At 56.6% G+C, this 15,159-nt stretch carries 12 protein-coding genes; 2 read left to right on the plus strand and 10 right to left on the minus strand.

The window, feature by feature from the left end:
- Nucleotides 1-71: 71 nt before the first annotated feature.
- The 7 genes from ACVKSX_RS06760 to ACVKSX_RS06790 form a co-directional block, all read right to left on the minus strand.
- Complete coding sequence (locus ACVKSX_RS06760) at nt 72-707, minus strand: carbonic anhydrase (protein WP_010254395.1); 636 nt, start codon at nt 705-707, stop codon at nt 72-74.
- A gap of 513 nt (nt 708-1,220) precedes the next feature.
- The gene (locus ACVKSX_RS06765) at nt 1,221-1,670 is read right to left on the minus strand and encodes a DUF4385 domain-containing protein (RefSeq protein ID WP_010254385.1); all 450 of its coding nucleotides are present in this window, start codon (nt 1,668-1,670) and stop codon (nt 1,221-1,223) included.
- The gene (gene gsiD, locus ACVKSX_RS06770) at nt 1,667-2,572 is read right to left on the minus strand and encodes a glutathione ABC transporter permease GsiD (protein WP_010254377.1); all 906 of its coding nucleotides are present in this window, start codon (nt 2,570-2,572) and stop codon (nt 1,667-1,669) included. The genes ACVKSX_RS06765 and gsiD overlap by 4 nt, the downstream gene beginning before the upstream one ends.
- A complete protein-coding gene (gene gsiC / locus ACVKSX_RS06775) occupies nt 2,569-3,498 on the minus strand; it encodes a glutathione ABC transporter permease GsiC (RefSeq protein ID WP_010254376.1) in 930 nt (309 codons plus the stop codon). The genes gsiD and gsiC overlap by 4 nt, the downstream gene beginning before the upstream one ends.
- Before the next feature lie 46 nt (nt 3,499-3,544).
- Nucleotides 3,545-5,080, minus strand: coding sequence for a glutathione ABC transporter substrate-binding protein GsiB (gene gsiB, locus ACVKSX_RS06780; RefSeq protein ID WP_010669736.1), 1,536 nt, complete (start codon nt 5,078-5,080; stop codon nt 3,545-3,547).
- A gap of 54 nt (nt 5,081-5,134) precedes the next feature.
- Nucleotides 5,135-6,991, minus strand: coding sequence for a dipeptide ABC transporter ATP-binding protein (locus tag ACVKSX_RS06785; RefSeq protein ID WP_137227879.1), 1,857 nt, complete (start codon nt 6,989-6,991; stop codon nt 5,135-5,137).
- Between the two features lie 9 nt (nt 6,992-7,000).
- Nucleotides 7,001-7,960: an isoaspartyl peptidase/L-asparaginase family protein gene (locus ACVKSX_RS06790; RefSeq protein ID WP_137227878.1), complete on the minus strand. Its 960-nt coding sequence runs from the start codon at nt 7,958-7,960 to the stop codon at nt 7,001-7,003.
- A gap of 256 nt (nt 7,961-8,216) precedes the next feature.
- On the opposite strand from ACVKSX_RS06790, the gene moeA reads away from it, so the two are divergent.
- Nucleotides 8,217-9,452: a molybdopterin molybdotransferase MoeA gene (moeA, locus tag ACVKSX_RS06795; protein ID WP_354438499.1), complete on the plus strand. Its 1,236-nt coding sequence runs from the start codon at nt 8,217-8,219 to the stop codon at nt 9,450-9,452.
- Nucleotides 9,453-10,211: a molybdopterin-synthase adenylyltransferase MoeB gene (moeB, locus tag ACVKSX_RS06800; protein WP_354438500.1), complete on the plus strand. Its 759-nt coding sequence runs from the start codon at nt 9,453-9,455 to the stop codon at nt 10,209-10,211. It abuts the gene before it with no gap.
- Nucleotides 10,212-10,590: 379 nt separating this feature from the next.
- Here the strand turns inward: moeB and ACVKSX_RS06805 are convergent, their stop codons facing one another.
- From ACVKSX_RS06805 to ACVKSX_RS06815, 3 genes are all read right to left on the minus strand, one after another.
- Entirely contained in the window at nt 10,591-12,183 is a 1,593-nt protein-coding gene (locus ACVKSX_RS06805; RefSeq protein WP_010254366.1) for an ABC-F family ATPase, read from the minus strand.
- 178 nt (nt 12,184-12,361) lie between these two features.
- On the minus strand, nt 12,362-12,763 hold the full coding sequence (locus ACVKSX_RS06810; protein WP_003850507.1) for an H-NS family histone-like protein: 402 nt from the start codon (nt 12,761-12,763) through the stop codon (nt 12,362-12,364).
- Nucleotides 12,764-13,628: 865 nt separating this feature from the next.
- Complete coding sequence (locus ACVKSX_RS06815; protein WP_052270853.1) at nt 13,629-15,158, minus strand: efflux transporter outer membrane subunit; 1,530 nt, start codon at nt 15,156-15,158, stop codon at nt 13,629-13,631.
- Nucleotide 15,159 lies beyond the last annotated feature (1 nt).

Here is a 15,159-nt window from a genome sequence, read left to right on the forward strand (position 1 = left end):
AGGCGGTTTTACGCTGTTATGCAGAATAAATAGCAGGAAAACCCGCTGCAGAGCACAGCGGGCGAAAAAGATTACTCAAAGCAGGTGTCAGGATTCTCAGACAGGGTGATGAACTGTTTGCCCCCCTGGGTCAGCGCCATAATGGTGCCGCTTTCGATATCGTAAACCCAGCCGTGCAGACGCAGCTTACCGTTACGCAGCGCGACGGAGACGGAAGGATGGGTTTTCATGTTGTTCAGCTGGGCGATGACGTTCTCTTTGACCATCTCGTTCAGCTTCTTCTCTGGCGAGTCATACTCACGCTGCTCAACCACCGCTTTTGCCGCATCGGCATAGCGCAGCCAGTGCTCAACCGCAGGCATGGTATCCATGCAGGCGCAGGAGGCGATGGCGTTCATGGCACCACAGTTAGAGTGACCACAGATGATGATGTCGGAGACGCCCAGCGCGACCACCGCATATTCGATAGTGGCGGAGACACCGCCTGGCTCCGGGCCAAATGAGGGAACGATGTTGCCCGCATTGCGGATAACGAACAGCTCTCCTGGCTCCTGTTGCGTCACCAGTTCAGGCACCAGACGGCTATCTGAACAGGAGATGAACAGCGCTTTCGGATTTTGATTTGATGCCAGGCTTTTGAAAAGATCCTTCCTTTCAGGAAACACATTCTGCTGGAAATTCAGAAATCCGTTGATGATCTCTTTCATTATTTAGCTCTCACATTATCCATTTCATTACCTGAGGGGCATAGCCCCCTCAGTGGGGTTTGCCCGTTTATTATTAATGAAAACAAGTGAATATCAACCCGCCTTTTACCGGATGCTCTAAACAGCGGCCACTGTCAGCGTTTCGCTTGTTCATCAGTCAGAGGCTCCGCAGCCAATTTCTTTTTATAGCACGGGAAGTTATTGGAAAAAGCACGGTTTGAACCGCCCGTTTTTTTGCCTGTGCTGTGGATCGGCTTTTACGCGTTTTTTCACTACTTTACGCCCCCGGCTCGCCAGCAGAAAAGATTTCTCTTCTGCTGCCGTCTGACCTTATCTGGCAAGCGTGGCGGGCTATGGTGTTTTAGGGCGTGGCGAAACGGCTGCGCATCTGTCAGCACGGGCGCTGCGCCAGAACCGTTGCAGGCAAGAAATGAGGGATAGGATTGAGCAGGACGGGGTCATTAAAACAACCCCGGCAGGGGGTAGCGGCTGCCGGGAGAGCAGGATTAACGCTTAGCCATACTGCTGCTGATGCGCTTTTTTACGTCGCAGATAGTCTTCATCTGCACGAAGTTTGTCCCAGTAGCCTTTGAAAACAGCCGCCGCCGCGGCTTTTTCCTCGTTGACGCCGCGCGGCAGCTCCTTGCCATCTGCGTCATACTTACGTCCGCCCTTGTGGTTGCTGTAACGGCGCGCACGGGTATACCCCATCTGAATAAATTTACGCGCCATATCCATGCCGACAAAATCATCTTTGCGCCGATACTCCTCAAACAGCGCCATGATTTTCTCAGCCGACTCTTCAGCAATGGGAACGGTACGAAAACGCCAGTGTGGCAGTATTTCGCCTTTATAAGGCTCGACCATCAGCACGCCCTGCTCACCACGCCCGACCTGATAAAGCTCGGGGTGCTGGCGGAAGTCGATAGTGCTGAAGTCCTGATCATAATCGAAAGGTTTCATCTCTTTAGTTTAGGATCAAGTGCGTCGCGCAGCCCGTCTCCGAGTAAATTAAATGCCAGAACGGTGAGGAAGATGGCCAGGCTGGGGAAAATTGCCACGTGAGGCGCGATAACCATGTCGGCCCGCGCCTCATTCAGCATCGCCCCCCACTCCGGCGTAGGCGGTTGTGCGCCCAGCCCCAGAAATGACAGGCTGGCCGCGGTAATGATTGAGGTACCGACCCGCATGGTGAAATAGACCACAATCGGCGATACCGTGCCGGGCAGGATATGCCGCATCAGGATAGTCCAGTCAGAAGCGCCGATGCTGCGTGCCGACTCAATATAGGTCTGATGCTTCAGCACCAGCGTATTGCCGCGAACCAGCCGGGCAAAAGCCGGGATACTGAAGATAGCGACTGCCACAATCACATTACTCATGCCGCTGCCCATAATCGCCACCACCGCAATCGCCAGCAGAATGCCGGGAAAGGCAAACAGCACATCGCAGATACGCATGGTGATGCGGTCCCACCAGCCTTCGTAATAGCCGGCTAACAGACCAAAGAATGTGCCGATCAGCGCGCCGATCACTACCGAAAAGAAGCCCGCAATCAGGGAAATCCGCGTGCCGACCAGCACCCGACTGAAAATGTCACGCCCCAGCGAATCGACGCCAAACAGATGCATCAGCGAGGGGCCGTCATTGAGCCGGTCATAATCGAAGTAGTTCTCTGCGTCGAACGGCGCAATCCACGGGGCAATAACCGCCAGCACAATCAGTACCAGCACAAACAGCCCGGCCAGCAGCGCCACCGGCTGCCCTCTGAAACGCCGCCAGAATTCACGCCACGGCGTTCGCACCCGATTCTCCGCAATCAGCGGCATCGTTTTCAGTGCCGCTTCGCGTCGCCAGTTTTTCATCGCGACTCCTTAAAGCGAATAGCGGGATTAATCACCGCATAGAGCATGTCGACAAACAGGTTGATCAGAATAAACTCCAGTGAAAACAGCAAAACTTCCGCCTGAATAACCGGGTAGTCACGCATCGCCACGGAATCGACCAGCAGTCGCCCCAGGCCCGGCCAGTTAAACACCACCTCGACCACGATCGATCCCCCCAGCAGGAAACCAAACTGCAGCCCCATCATCGTCACCACCGGGATCATGGCGTTGCGCAGGCCATGCTTGACCACCACCAGCGACTCGCGCACCCCTTTGGCCCGGGCGGTCCGCATATAATCTTCCTGCATCACCTCCACGAACGAGGCACGGGTAAAGCGCGCCATCACCGCCGCCACCGCCGCACCCAGGGTGATGGAGGGCAGAATGTAATGTTTCCAGCTCTCTGCACCGACGGTTGGCAGCCATCCCAGTTCAACTGAGAAGACCTGCATCAGCAGCATGCCCAGCGCAAAGGCGGGAAACGAAATGCCCGACACCGCCAGCGTCATCCCCAGTCGATCGGGCCAGCGATTGCGCCAGACAGCAGAAACGATGCCGATTGCCATGCCAAAAATCACGGCCCAGATCATGCTGACCAGCGTCAGCCACAGGGTCGGCATAAAGCGTGAGGCGATCTCCTCCGCGACCGGCCGCTTCGAGACCATCGACTGGCCGAAATCGCCCTGCAGCGCATTCAGCATAAAGTGCCAGAACTGCTGCGGAAGCGGCAGGTCGAGTCCCAGCTCCTGACGCACCAACGCCACCACCGAGGCATCGGCTTCCGGCCCGGCGATCAGACGCGCCGGGTCGCCCGGCAGCAGGTGAACAAACAGGAACACCAGCACCGCCACAATCAGCAGCGTGGGGATCAGCCCAAAGAGTCGTTTGAGAAAATAGTTAAACATGCAACATCCTGCAGCTGCGGCCAGCCTCGCGGGCTGGCCGGCTCCGTTACTTCAGAGTTGCCTCATCGAAATTGAATGAGGTATCGGGCATCACATAAAAACCGCTGAGGTTTTTGCTGTTGGCAGAAACCAGCTGCTCAACCACCAGTGGGATCCACGGGTGATCCTGCCAGATGGTATCCTGCGCATCTTTGTAGAGACGCGCTTTCTCGGCACGGTCAGTGGTTTTCAGCGCATCTGCCAGATCTTTATCGACCTTAGGATTGCTGTAAAACGCGGTATTGAAGATCGCCGGTGGCCAGGCCGTAGTAGCAAACAGTGGCGTCAGTGCCCAGTCCGCTTCGCCGGTGGAGGCGGACCAGCCGGTGTAGAACATGCGCACGCCGCTCTCTTTCTGGCCCTTGCCTTCTACTTCAGCGGCACGCTGACCCGCATCCATCGCCGTAACTTTAACTTTCACGCCAACCTGCGCCAGCTGCTGCTGGGTGAACTGCAACACTTTCTGCGCGGTGCTGTGGTTGTGTGACGACCAGAGCGTGGTTTCAAACCCGTTCGGGTAACCCGCCTCTTTCAGCAGGGCTTTCGCTTTGGCCGGATCGTAGCTGATGGCCGGATAGGTCTGAGCGAAGTCGATGGTGGGCGGCACGATGCCGGTAGCAGGCGTGGCGTAACCGGAGAACGCCACTTTCGCCAGCGCCTGACGGTTGATGGCATATTCCAGCGCTTCACGCACCTTCGGATTATCGAACGGCTTCTGAGTGACGTTAAGGCTGATGTAACGCTGCATAATCGATGGCGTGGTTACCACAGCAAGCTTGCTGTTCTTCTCCAGCAGTTTTGCCTGCTCATAGGGCACCGGGAAAGCAAAGTTCGCTTCGCCGGTCTGCAGCATCGCCGCGCGGGTGTTGTTATCCACCACCGGTCGCCAGGTAATGCTGTCCAGCTTCGGATAGCCCGGCTTCCAGTAGCCGTCCCACTTTTTCACCTTCACAAAATCGGTCTGGTTCCAGGTTTCGAACACAAACGGGCCGGTTCCTACCGGATGGAAACCGATCTCTTTGCCATATTTTTTCAGCGCGGTGGGTGAAATCATCGCCGCCGCCGGATGGGCCAGAATGTTGATAAAGGCGGAGAACGGCTCTTTCAGCGTTACTTTTACCGTAGTTGGATCCACCACTTCGGTGCTGGCGATATGTTTAAACAGGTTGTAGCGCTTGAGATGGTTATCCGGATTGCTGGCGCGATCGAGGTTGACCTTTACCGCTTCCGCATTGAAGTCAGTGCCATCCTGGAATTTAACTCCGGAACGCAGCTTAATGGTATAGGTCAGGCCGTCGGCGCTGGCCTGATAGCTCTCAGCCAGCACGTTGGTGAGCTTCATCTCTTTATCAAAGCCAAACAGGCCCTGATAGAAGGATTTCGCGACCGCCTGCGACAGCGTGTCGTTGGCGTCATAGGGATCGAGAGTGGTGAAGTTGGACGCGACGGCAATCACCGCATCCTGTGCTGCCCAGGCGGGCAATGCCATTGCGCTGCTTAACACGCCAGCCGCCAGTAACCCTTTACGCATCGTAATCTGCATCTTGTTCTCCTGTAATCCCTGTCGGGTTGGTCGCCGGGGCGACATCGTCACTGTTCAGGTCGCACTGATAACGTGGCGGGCGACGAAATGGCCCGGTGCCACCTCCATCAGCGGCGCCACTTCAGGTTCATCCCCTAACGCATGAATCGGGCTGGGGATCTCATCGACCAGTAAGGCTCGTTCGCGACGCCGGTGAGCCGGATCGGCTACCGGCACCGCTGCCATGAGTTTTCGGGTGTAAGGGTGCTGAGGCTGCTCAAACACCGCCTGACGCGGCCCCATCTCGACAATCTGACCGAGATACATCACCGCCACGCGGTGGCTGATACGCTCCACCACCGCCATATCGTGAGAAATAAACAGGAAGGCGATGCCAAACTCGCGCTGCAGGTCGAGCATCAGATTAATTATCTGCGCCTGAATTGACACATCCAGCGCCGAAACGGACTCATCGGCGATCACCACTTTGGGATTCAGCGCCAGCGCGCGAGCTATACAGATGCGCTGACGCTGGCCGCCGGAAAATTCATGGGGATAGCGCTGAGCATGTTCCGGCAGCAGACCCACTTTATCCAGCAGCCAGGCGACGCGCTGCTCCGCCTCACGCCGCGGCATCGCCTTGTGGACCAGCAGCGGCTCCATAATGGAGAAGCCAACCGTCAGCCGGGGATCGAGCGAGGCGTAGGGATCCTGGAAGATAAACTGAATGTCGCGTCGCAGATGGGCCAGCGCGGCACCCGACAAATGGTCTATCCGCTGCCCGTCAAACGTCAGGGTGCCACCCTGACTGGCAACCAGCTTCAGCAGCGATCGTCCGGTGGTCGATTTACCACAGCCAGACTCCCCCACCAGCGCCAGTGTCTCACCGGCATAGAGATCAAAACTGACTTTTTCGACGGCATGCACCCGGCTTTTGACGCGGTTCAGCAGGCCGCCGCGAATATCAAAGCGGGTGACCAGATCGCGCACCTGCAAAATGGGTGGCTGCAGGCGGCGAACCGTATCCTGCGGTACGTCATCAACGGCATCGCTGTGCAGCAACGGAAATTTGGCTGGCAGGGGCTGGCCCTGCATCGAACCGAGCTTTGGCACCGCCGCCAGCAGCGCCTGGGTATAGGGCTGCTGCGGGGCGCTGAACAGACTGGCTACAGGGGCATTTTCTACTACTTCGCCGCGATACATCACCTGAACCCGATCGGCCATTTCGGCGACCACGCCCATATCGTGAGTGATAAAAATCACCCCCATCTGCATCTCTTTTTGCAGCACGCGGATAAGCTGCAGAATCTGCGCCTGGATGGTAACGTCGAGCGCGGTGGTCGGCTCATCGGCAATCAGCAGGGCCGGTTTGCAGCAGAGCGCCATGGCGATCATCACGCGCTGACGCATCCCGCCCGACAGCTGATGCGGGAAGCGGGATAATACATTTTGCGCATCGGGGATTCGTACCAGATCCAGCATCCGGCGCGCCTCGGCCAGCGCGCCGGCGTGGCTCAGGCCCTGATGCAGACGGATGGATTCCGCGATCTGCTCGCCCACGGAGAAGACCGGATTCAGTGAGGTCATCGGCTCCTGAAAGATCATCGCCATATCCGCACCGCGCACCCGGCGCATCTGACCTTTTGAGGCGCGCATCAGATCCAGCACGTCGCCGTTGCGACGCCGCAACAGCACCTCGCCGCTGACCCTCCCGCCAGCCTGCTCAATCAGCCGCATCAGCGCCAGCGAGGTCACTGATTTCCCCGAGCCTGACTCCCCCACCAGCGCCAGCGTTTCGCCGCGAAACAGATCGAGTGACAAATGACGCACCGCGTCAGTGACGGTAGTTTCGTGCTGAAAACGCACATTGAGATCGCGCACCGCCAGGACCTGCTCAGGGGCCAGCGGCGGTAACGTTTGCCTGTCGCTCATCTCTGCTCCTTAATTTTCGCGATAGATAGCGACGTCTGCCACTTCGCCAACCCGCGCCACACCGCGATACATCCCTTCGCTGTTGAACGGCAGCGCTACGTTGCCTGCGCGGTCGACGGCAATCAGCCCCCCGCTGCCGCCCAGCTCCAGCACACTGTCATGAATGACATTAACCGTGGCCTGCTGCAGTGATCGCCCTGCATAGCGCATCTGCGCTGCCACATCATAGGCCGCCAGCGTCCGCATAAAGACTTCACCGGTGCCGGTACAGGAGACCGCCACGCTGTCGTTACTGGCGTAGCAGCCTGCGCCCGGCAGCGGCGAGTCGCCGACCCGCCCGGCTTGCTTGTTGGTCATACCGCCCGTTGACGTGGCGGCCGCGAGGTTGCCCTCAAGATCCAGCGCGACGGCCCCCACCGTACCAAACTTACGGTCCGGGTCGAGCGGGTCATCGCTGTGCGCGGCACCATCATGGTCCAGCACCGCCGTATCGCTGTTCAGCGCGCGCTGCAACTGCTCCCAGCGTTCCGGGGTCGAGAAGTAATCAGGCGTGACCGTTTCCAGCCCGTGCGCCTCAGCAAACTGCTCTGCGCCCTCGCCGATAAACAGGACATGCTCGCTATGTTCCAGCACGGCACGTGCCGCCAGCACCGGATTCCGTACCCGCGTTACGCCCGCGACCGCCCCTGCACTCAGGGTGCGGCCATCCATGATGCAGGCATCGAGTTCATGGGTGCCCTGATGGGTAAATACCGCGCCTTTACCGGCGTTGAACAGCGGGCACTCTTCCAGCAGCCGCACCGCTTCGGTCACCGCATCGAGTGCGCTGCCGCCCTGAGCCAGTATCTGCTGGCCCTGAGTGACAATATCGTGTAGCGCCTGACGATAGAGGTGCTCTTTTTCGGCGCTCATTGCTGAGCGCGTAATGGCACCGGCGCCTCCATGAATGGCGATCACTGCATTGACCATAACGATCTACCCTGTGGTTGCATCAGGACGAAAAACACTGATTTAAAATGGTTTTCACCCATTTTTGGTGATTTTTGACTATAGAAAGCCTGCTAAGTGTTGTAAAGCGGAAACTGTTCCTGTGGTTATAACCTTTTCTTACCGCCATATTTCACTTTGGCCACAACAACAGGCAAGTCAGGCCGACACCGATGTGACTCAGCGGCTAATTCCCACCATAATAGGCAGCATCTGAGATAACCAGGCTGGAATATCCATGGAAAGTTTTACTGCAGGCTTGATCTCCCTTAAGGAGGCACAACAAAAAATGCTGTCACAGCTGACGCCCGTCACCGACTCTCTTAGCGTGCCGCTGGCCGAAGCGGTCGGGCGTATCACCGCCAAAGCGGTGACTTCACCGATTGCCGTGCCGCCATTTGATAACTCTGCGATGGATGGCTACGCCGTCAGGCTGGCAGACGCCAGCAGCGGTCAGCCGCTGCCAGTGGCGGGTAAAGCCTTTGCCGGCGCACCGTTTAGCGGTGAGTGGCCGCAGGGCAGCGTGATTCGCATCATGACCGGTGCGCCGGTGCCCGCAGGCTGTGAAGCAGTAGTCATGCAGGAGCAGACCGAAAGACAGGGTGATGCGATTATGATCACCGCGCCGGTCCGTCCCGGACAGAATATTCGTCTCATCGGCGATGATATTCAGCCAGACACCGTGGTGCTGGAAGCGGGAACGCGTCTGGGTGCCGCGGAGCTGCCACTGCTCGCCTCACTGGGTATCGCACAGGTCAGCGTGCTGCGAAAACTGCGGGTCGCTATCTTCTCCACCGGTGATGAACTCCAGCCGGTAGGCGAGCCGCTGGCCGAAGGCCAGATCTACGACACCAACCGCTTTGCGGTATCACTGATGCTGCATAAGCTGGGTTGCGAAGTCATCGACCTTGGCATCATCAAAGATGACCCGGCCGCACTGCGTGCTGCTTTCACCGAGGCCGATCGGCAGGCGGATGTCGTGATTACTACCGGCGGCGTCTCGGTGGGCGAAGCGGACTTCACCAAAACGATGCTGGAAGAGCTTGGTGCCATCAGCTTCTGGAAGCTGGCGATCAAGCCTGGCAAGCCATTTGCCTTTGGCCGCCTCAACAGCAGCTGGTTCTGCGGCCTGCCAGGGAATCCGGTCTCCGCCGCCGTGACCTTTTATCAGCTCGTTCAGCCGCTGCTTGCCACCCTCACCGGCCAGCAAAAATCAGCATTGCCGCCACGTCAGAAAGTGCGCTGCGCCTCGCGGCTGAAAAAGTCACCAGGCCGGCTCGATTTCCAGCGCGGCATCCTGCGACAGAACGCACAGGGCGAACTGGAGGTGGAAACCACGGGGATGCAGGGTTCACACGTCTTCAGCTCCTTCGCCCAGGCAAACTGTTTTATTGTGCTGGAACGGGATCGCGGCAATGTTGAACCGGGCGAATGGGTCGAGGTGGAACCGTTCAACGCCCTGCTGGAGGCGTAAATGCTGCCTAAATTAAGCGATGAGGAGATGCTGCGCTACAACCGGCAGATTGTATTGCGCGGCTTTGATTTCGACGGTCAGGAGCGGCTGAAAGCGAGTCATGCGCTGGTCGTGGGGCTGGGCGGACTCGGCTGCGCCGCTGCGCCCTATCTGGCGGCTGCCGGTGTCGGTAGCCTGACGCTGCTCGACTTCGATACCGTGTCGCACTCCAACCTGCAACGGCAGATCCTGCATCACGATGCTGACATTGGCCGCGCCAAAGTGGACTCCGCCGCACAAAGCCTGGCCGCCATCAATCCGCACTGCCAGCTGCATCCGGTTAATGGACAGCTGGACGATGCAGCGCTGCTGGCGCTGATCGCCCGGCAGCAGGTGGTGCTGGACTGCACTGACAACGTTGCAGTGCGTGAGCAGCTTAACCGGCTCTGTCGTCAGCAGCGGGTGCCACTGGTCTCCGGCGCCGCGATTCGGATGGAAGGTCAGATCAGCGTATTCAACTGGCAGCCCGGCACACCCTGCTATCGCTGCATCAGCCGCCTGTTTGGGGAACAAACCCTGAGTTGCGTGGAAGCGGGCGTCATGGCTCCGCTGGTTGGCGTGATTGGTGCGATGCAGGCGATGGAAGCGATTAAAGTGCTGACGGCATTTGGCACGCCCGCCACCAGCCGGTTGCTGATGTACGATGCGATGAGCGCGGAGTTCCGCAGCATGAAGGTGGCGCAGGATGCGCACTGTGAAGTGTGTGGTGGTAGCGCGTAGCGTCGGCAGGAACGCCTGTGCTTCATGAAGCCCGCACCGTGGTGAAGTTTTTACCTGCTTAGGGAACACGGTCAGATCGGAAAGTCGCTTAAACCATCCATGGGCGCTCGGCCCGCGCGATTACGCACCTCATCCCTGAGGTGCGCCCGTACCGGGCCAACGCGTTGCGTTGTTCAAAAACGCTCCCGGCGTTTTTGTCCATGGCGCGGGACGCTTTCCTCCTCTGACCGTGTTCCCTGCGCCTTAAGTATATGCGTTGCTGCCAGATAATCCCTGAGCCTGGCATCCTGCCCAACCCACACCATCTAACAAGCTAAAAGCATATAACTCATTCATTGCCACCAAAAAAAACAGGGTGGCCTGCGCCACCCCGTTTCAATCAGACGATACCCTGACTCCGCAGGTAATCTTCGTAATTACCGGTGAAGTCCACCACGCGGTCTGCTTTCAGCTCTATCACGCGGGTTGCCAGCGAGCTGACAAATTCACGGTCGTGTGAAACAAACACCAGCGTGCCTTCATACATCTCCAGCGCCATATTGAGCGATTCTATCGACTCCATATCGAGGTGGTTGGTCGGCTCATCCATAATCAGAATGTTCGGTTTTTCCATCATCAGCTTACCGAACAGCATACGACCCTTCTCTCCACCGGAAAGCACTTTGGCCGGCTTCTTAATATCATCCTGCGAAAACAGCAGGCGACCCAGAATACCGCGAATGGTCTGCTCATCATCGCCAGGCTGTTTCCACTGACTCATCCAGTCAAATACCGTCAGGTCATTGGCAAAATCATCGGCGTGATCCTGAGCGTAATAACCAATACGTGCATTCTCTGACCATTTAACGCTGCCGTTATCTGGCGTCAGCTGACCCACCAGCGATTTTAACAGTGTTGATTTACCGATACCGTTGGCACCGATCACTGCCAGCTTCTCACCCACTTCCAGCAGCAGATTTAAATTCTTAAACAGCGGACCGTTATCAAATCCTTTGGTCAAACCTTCCACTTCCAGCGCATTACGGAACAACTTCTTGTCCTGCTCAAAGCGGATAAACGGGTTCTGGCGGCTGGAGGCTTTCACTTCATCCAGTTTAATTTTATCCATCTGCTTAGCGCGTGATGTCGCCTGACGCGATTTAGAGGCGTTGGCGCTAAAACGACTGACGAACGATTGTAAGTCAGCAATCTGCGCTTTTTTCTTGGCGTTATCGGATAACAGACGTTCACGCGCCTGGGTCGCCGCGGTCATATATTCGTCATAATTACCGGAATAAACCCGCAGCTCGCCATAATCCAAATCAGCCATGTGCGTACAGACCATATTAAGGAAGTGACGGTCATGCGAAATGATAATCATGGTGCTGTCACGCTCGTTCAGCACCTGCTCCAGCCAGCGAATAGTATCGATGTCCAGGTTGTTCGTCGGTTCATCGAGTAACAGAATATCAGGATTAGAAAACAGCGCCTGCGCCAGCAGCACACGTAATTTAAAGCCCGGCGCAATTTCGCTCATCGGGCCATAATGCTGCTCAACCGGAATGCCGACGCCGAGTAATAACTCACCGGCACGAGACTCCGCGCTATAGCCGTCCATCTCACCGTAAAGTGCCTCAAGATCGCCGACTTTATACCCCTCTTCTTCGCTCATTTCTGGCAAAGAATAAATACGGTCGCGCTCCTGCTTCACTTCCCATAACTCATGGTGACCCATGATAACGGTGTCCAGTACGCTAAATTGTTCAAAGGCGAACTGATCCTGACGCAACTTACCGATGCGCTCGTTGGGATCGTAAGAAACATTGCCGCCTGAAGGCACCAGATCGCCACCCAAAATCTTCATGAAGGTGGATTTTCCGCTGCCGTTCGCACCGATTAAACCGTAACGATTACCGCCGCCAAATTTAACGGAGATATTTTCGAACAGTGGCTTGCTGCCAAACTGCATGGTGATATTGCTGCTAACTAACACGGCATTGACCTTTGTGAAGAGAATGGATGAAAAAACGGCGGCTATTATGCCAGATGTGACGCAGCGCACGCCAGCGTCAGCCGTGGATTCCTTGCGGGGTGATTGATATCCCGGCAGAAATAAAAAAGCCGGAAGGCCATGATGGCCCCCCGGCTCCCACTTACAAGGATTGTGTCGATCAATCGATCAGGAAACTGTCCAGGCTTTTACCGGAATCCAGCGCTTTTTTAATCGCTGCCGGGGTACGGCCCTGGCCAGTCCAGGATTTCTGCTCACCATTTTCGTCGGTGTAAGAATATTTAGCCGGACGCGGCGCACGCTTGGTACGTTTTTTCCCGCTTTCCAGTGCACCTAATAATTCATTAGGATCGATGCCGTCAGCCAGCAGCATTTCGCGATATTTAGAAAGCTTTTCTTCTTTTTCGCGATTCTGCGTCTCTTCCGCTTCTGCTTCTTCACGGCGCTCAGTAACAACAACCGTTAATTTTTCCAGGATCTCTTCAAGATCGGTCAGTGGCAGTTCACGAGCCTGGGCACGTAATGTGCGAATATTGTTCAGTACCTTAAATGCGTCACTCATCACAATGTCCTTGATTAAGGGGGGTTAATAAAACTGTAGCGCCAAGACTACCTAATTCAAATAAAAAAATAAATTATTTTTACGCTACAGATAATTCCTAAGTATTAATTCGGGCAAAACAGAGCTATTAAAATCGGGCGTGCCTGACCTTTTATTAACGCTGAATTAACAACAAATGGCACTTTTACTCAGGAGTTGAAAACGATTTCAGGCAGATTATCCCGGCATAAGGCAGTTAACGCTATCAACTAAATGCGGGCCATGCAGCCTCATTATTTACGCTTACGGGCCGGAGATAACAGATTAAAAATGTGCCTGCCCGTGACCCCAGTCACACCAGCTTACAGATTATGCTTAAAAAGCCACCCCCGGCACCGTTAAATAGCGCAAAAGAATTAACGCTCTGGTAGCTTTTTTAATTATGCCCTTTGCCACCTGTTAACCATTTTTGCCGCTGCGATTTATAGCAGAGTCGGATTATTCGCAGATCGCTTAGCTGCGCAATAACAGTTCCGCCCGGCTCAGGCTGATTGAATAGCCTCACGCGCCCCCACTCGTTCAGTCGTAAGTTGCCTTAAAAAAACGTCAAAGAAATAAACTGAGAAAGGTGACAGAGCTCAAAAACCTGAATGCGGAAAGTGCCAGCAACATGAAAATAATCGCTCGCCGGAGACGCTGATAATAACCCTGCGATTACCACTGTTTTATTTTCTGCTGGCTGCACCCGTTCCAGTGATGCTGAGAAGCTCTCTTTATCAACGAGTTAGATCATGATGAACAACATGGAGAGAAAGGCAGCATCGGTTTAACGCTGCCGGAGGAGAGATAAAGCGGTAACTGCGCAGAGGCAGCTACCGCCGGATAACTAATTCGCCTGCGTGGCCGGGCCAAATACCGGATATTGCGGCATATCCACGTTCTGGTAAGTCTCCCAGCCGCCGCCCAGCGCTTTATAGAGCGCCACTAAATCGAGTGCACTCTGCATCCGCGCCTGTGTCGCCTGCTCCTCTGCCTGAGCCAGCTGACGCTGCGCATCCAGCACCTCCAGGAAGGTCGAGAGCCCCTGGCGATAACTGTCGCTGGCGAGATCAAAGGCGCGCTGAAGCGCACCGGTTGTCTCATCCAGCGCGGTGACCCGCTGCTGATCGGCGCGATAGCTGACCAGCGCATTCTCCACATCCTGCAACGCCGTCAGCACCGTCTGGCGATAATCCAGCGCGGCACTGGCCTGCTGTGCCCGCGCTAACTTCACGCTCGACACCAGCTGTCCGCCCTGGAAAATCGGAATCGATAACGACGGGCCATAACTGTAGAAATGGCTGCTCCAGTTATCCAGATAGCTGACATCGGTGTTGCGCACGCCCAGCTGGCCGGTCAGTGACAGGCTCGGGAAAAGCTGCGCGACAGAAACCCCAATCTCAGCGGTTTGTGCATGCAGCGTCGCTTCAGCCTGACGAATATCAGGACGACGACGTGCCAGCGTAGAAGGAATGCCTACCGGGACAAACTGTGGCAGCGGGGGTAACGCTTTTGGCGTACTGAGTTCAGCATCCAGCGCCCCCGGCGTCTTGCCGAGCAGCACCGCTAACCCATTCATCGCCTGCCGTGCCTGCGACTGATACTGCGGCAGCTGCGCCTGCAGCGTGCTGAGCTGGGCACGCGCATTTTCCACATCGGTCAGCGGGGCCAGGCCATTACGCTGCTGGCTTTGGGTCAGCTCGGTCGTCTGCTGCGCCACCTCAATCTGCTGTTGCAGCGTCTGAATCGTGCTCTGCGCGCCACGCAGCTGCAGCCAGGCTCGCGCCACTTCGGCCTCCAGTGAGACCAGCGCATCGTTGCGCTGTTCTATCGCTGCCTGCTGCTGGGCATTAGCTGCCTCAACCTGACGGCGCACTTTGCCCCACAGATCCAGCTCCCAGCTGGCATCGAAGCTGCCCTGATAGAGGGTAACCGGCTGGGTCAATCCATTGAGCTGGCTGGCCACGTTGCTGTCGAGCTGATCGGTTGCGCCATTGGATTTCAGCAAGCCTTCCAGCCCGAGCTGCTGACGCGTCACTTTGGCTGAACCGCCCAGGGTGGGGAACAGGCTGCCCTGCGCCTGCGTCAGCTGTTCACGTGCACCGGCAATGCGCAGCACCGTCTGCTGCAGGCTCAGGTTGCCCGCAATCGCCCGTTCAATCAGACTGTCGAGCTGCGGATCATTGAAGCTGCGCCACCAGCGTGAATTAATCGCGGCGTTTTGTGGCTTTGACGCCTCCTGCGAATCCAGGGTGTTGTAGCCACCCGGCACGGCAGGTTTCGGCGCCTGATAGTCAGGTCCGACGGCGCAGCCCGCCAGCCCGAGGGCCAGCAGTAAACTCAGGGGTTTCAGGCGATGAGTGTAAAAAACCTTCATG

It is taken from the genome of Pantoea sp. PvP021, assembly GCF_054056055.1.